This is a genomic window from Bradyrhizobium sp. (genome assembly GCF_049512235.1).
GTDB lineage: Bacteria > Pseudomonadota > Alphaproteobacteria > Rhizobiales > Xanthobacteraceae > Bradyrhizobium.
The window spans coordinates 1-3,283 of sequence record NZ_JBEKXH010000632.1 but is presented as its reverse complement, the minus strand read 5'-3'; the positions used below and the strand labels follow the sequence as shown (position 1 = coordinate 3,283).

The following is a 3,283-nucleotide window of genomic DNA, read 5'->3' as shown; positions in this document are numbered from 1 at the left end:
TGCCGGGTGTTTTCCGGTGCCTCGCTGTGAATACTCGTGTGCGTGATGGCCGTTTTCTGCACGCGAGGCTGCGGGTGCCACTGGGCATCCGGCATTCCCCACGCCCTCTGTTTCTGAGGGCGATGAGTTTCCAGGCAAAAGCCCGGGCGCGTCGCGCCGCGGGGCTGCGAACGCATGTTAGAAACACCCGTCATTGCGAGGAGCCTTGCGACGAAGCAATCCAGCTTTCTCTCCGCGGCGCTAAAGCTGGATTGCTTCGCTAAAGCGCGCAATGACGATCTCAGATTAATTTTTTTTCGGGGCTGTTCGAAATTCTTTGGGAGCGAAATGACGCAGGCTCGCTTATTTCGGCTGCTTCCTGCGCCGCGGCGGCATGGCGGCCGCGGCGTCGACATCTTCCGCTTTCTCCGTCTCGGCCAGCCCGGCTTTCCCGCGCCAGCGCAGGATTTCCATCGCCAGCACCGGATGATTGAAGCCCTTCAGCTGCAGATCGTCGATAGCAGCGGCCTCGACGTAATCCTCGACCATGCCGTAGACCCGTCTGGAGACCACGATCTGGCCGGCCTTGGCTTCGTCGCACAGCCGCGAGGCGAGGTTGGTGACGCTGCCGATCGCGGCATATTCCAGCCGCTGCTCGAAGCCGATCTGGCCCAGGGTCGCATAGCCGAGTGCGATGCCGACGCCGAAACCCAGGCTGTGGCCGCGGTTGCGCCAGCGCTCGGTCAAGGCGCCGATGCTGTCGCGCATCTGAACCGCCATCTTCACCGCGCGCAGTGTGTGATCGTCGAACTGGATCGGCGCGTTGAACAGGATCATCACGCCATCGCCGGCATAGCGGTCGAGCGTGCCCTCATAGCGGAAAATCAATTCGCCGAGGGCTGTGTGATATTCGCGCAGCACGTTCATGGCTTCTTCCGGCTCGGTACTTTCGGTGAAGGCGGTAAAACCCCGCAGGTCGCAGAACACCACGGTGACCTCGCGGCGGTGGCTGTCGAGCAGCGCATCGTGGCCGTCGGAGGAGGCGATCAGTTGCGCCACCTGCGGCGCCAGGAAACGTTCGAGCCGGCGGATGCGTTCGATTTCCTTAAGCTGCTTGTCGACCCGCTCTTCCAGCGACCGGTTCCAGTCCTTGAGCTGGTCGGTCTGCTCCTGCAATTTCGCGGCCTGCTGTTGCACGGTGGCGTGGGCGGAGGCCAGTTCGCGGCCTTTCTGATCCACTTCAGTGAACAGCCGCGCATTGCGCATGGCGAGCACGGATTGATGCGCGAAGGTCCGCATCAATCCGATCAGATCAGGCGAAAATTCGCCGGCGTTTTTGCGCAGCACCACCAGGGATCCCAGAATGCCCTTCTGATCGACCAGCGGCACCACCAGCACCGAATGAAAGCCCGCCGCCACCGCGACGTCGCGCAGGAGCTGATCGGCGGCCTGGTCAAGATCGGGGATCGCGATTGGCTCGCCCAGGCGAGCGGCTTCGCCGAGCACGCTCGATCTCTCGTCGATCGAAAGATGCTGGCCCTCGGCCGCTTGGTCGATCCCGCTTGCCTCGGTCAGATTGAACTGATGCTGTGCCGCGTCATAGCTGTAGATCAGGACCGCGTCGGCGTGGGTGATTTCGAGCGCGCGGGCCGCGACCGTCGGCAGCACGGCGTTGAGATCGAGCGAGGAGGCGACCGCGCGGCCGACTTCCTCGAGCACTTTAAGTTCGTTGATCGACCGCGCCAGATCGCGGGTACGCTCCTCGACCTTGGATTCCAGGCCTGCATAGGTTTCCTGCAATTGTCCGGCCATGCTGTTGAACTGCTCGGCGAGTTCCTGCAGCTCGTCTTTGGTGCGCACCTCGATGCGCTGGCTGAAATCGCCGGCGCCGAGCCGCCGCGCGCCGGTGCGCAGCGCGGTGATCGGAACCAGCATCCGGCGCGCCAGCACGGTGCCGGCTGTGATCGCGACCACAAGCCCGAGCGCGACCAGCAAGCCGACCCGCAGCAGCTGATCCCGGATCGGCGCCAGCGCCTGCTCGCTCGGCTGCTCGAACAAGACGAACCAGCCGAGCTTTGGCATCGTATCCGACACGCTCAGTACCGAATGGCCGTCGACGTCATGGCCCGAGGCCAGCGCCTCGCCACCCGGTCTGATCACGGCGGCGACCTGGGGCAGGGCCGAGACGTCGCGGGCCACTTCCGGACCTCGCGCCGAGCTTGCCAGTACCTGGCCGCGTGCATCCACCACATAGGCCGCCGTGGCTTTGCCGACCTGGGCGTCAGCGAAAAAATCGCCGAGGAAGCCGAGGTCGATCTCGGCGACGGTGACGCCGGCATTGAACCCGGTATGCGATATCGCGATCGACATCATAGGCCGCGCGCCCCGGAAAAAGGCCGGACCGTAGCTGGCGCCGCGGGCGACGGTCTCGGTAAACCTGCTGTCGCGGGAAAAATCCGCCTTGCTGCCCGCCAGGATCGTGGTGCGCGACTGCCGGAGCTGCTCGCGGCCATTGCCGTCGAGCAGCGAGAGCTGGCTGACGGAGGGCACCTGGTTCAGCAACTGGGCATAATCGCTGCGGTGGTCCACGGCGCCGGCGCGCGTCACCCAGCTCATCTGCCGCTCGAGATCGCTGACCGCCTGCTCGATCCGCCGCGCCGTGGCCTCGGCCTTCTCCGACATCGCGTCGGTGAGTGTGGTCTTGGTGGCGCGGTAGCTGATCCAGGCTTCGGTGGCGCCGTTGATGGTGAGCACGAACACCACCAGACCGACCAGCGCGAGCACATATTTGGCGAACAGGCCTTCGCGGAGCGATCCGATCCTGTCCTTGACCCCGATCATCCAGACCCCTGTACGCCACCCGCCCCCGGAGCACGCCTCGGCAGCGGATGCACTCGCAGCCGATGTTGCATCCGCAGCGGATGTCGCATCGACCGCCATTGCGGCGGAAAGCAGTTAGAAGCGGCAGCGGCCTGCCGCCCCAGCCGCGACCTTTCTAGCATGATTTTGCGCGGGCCGGCCGGGGGGCGCCCGGTAAGGTTAGCCGCGCGCCTTCTACGCCCCTCCCCCTCTCGCCCGGCGAAGCCTTGGCGAGAAGGGAAGAGAGCGATAGAGCGGCGTGCAAGGCAGCGGGCAATATGGCGGCGCGGGAGGAGAAGCAGCGATCGTCCGCCAAGCCACCGGTCAGCGGTTGAACAGCTGGCGCAGTACGTCGTTCATCGGCTGGCTGTCCGGCGACGGCGGCGGGGTGGAATCGTTTTGCGCAGGCGCGGCTGGGGAGGCCGGTGCCGGAATGTTGCGGCCT

At 65.2% G+C, this 3,283-nt stretch carries 1 protein-coding gene; it reads right to left on the bottom strand.

The features are described 5' to 3' along the window. Positions 1-342: 342 nt before the first annotated feature. A complete protein-coding gene (locus tag ABSG20_RS33050) occupies positions 343-2,820 on the bottom strand; it encodes an adenylate/guanylate cyclase domain-containing protein (protein WP_423868643.1) in 2,478 nt (825 codons plus the stop codon). Positions 2,821-3,283: the final 463 nt, after the last annotated feature.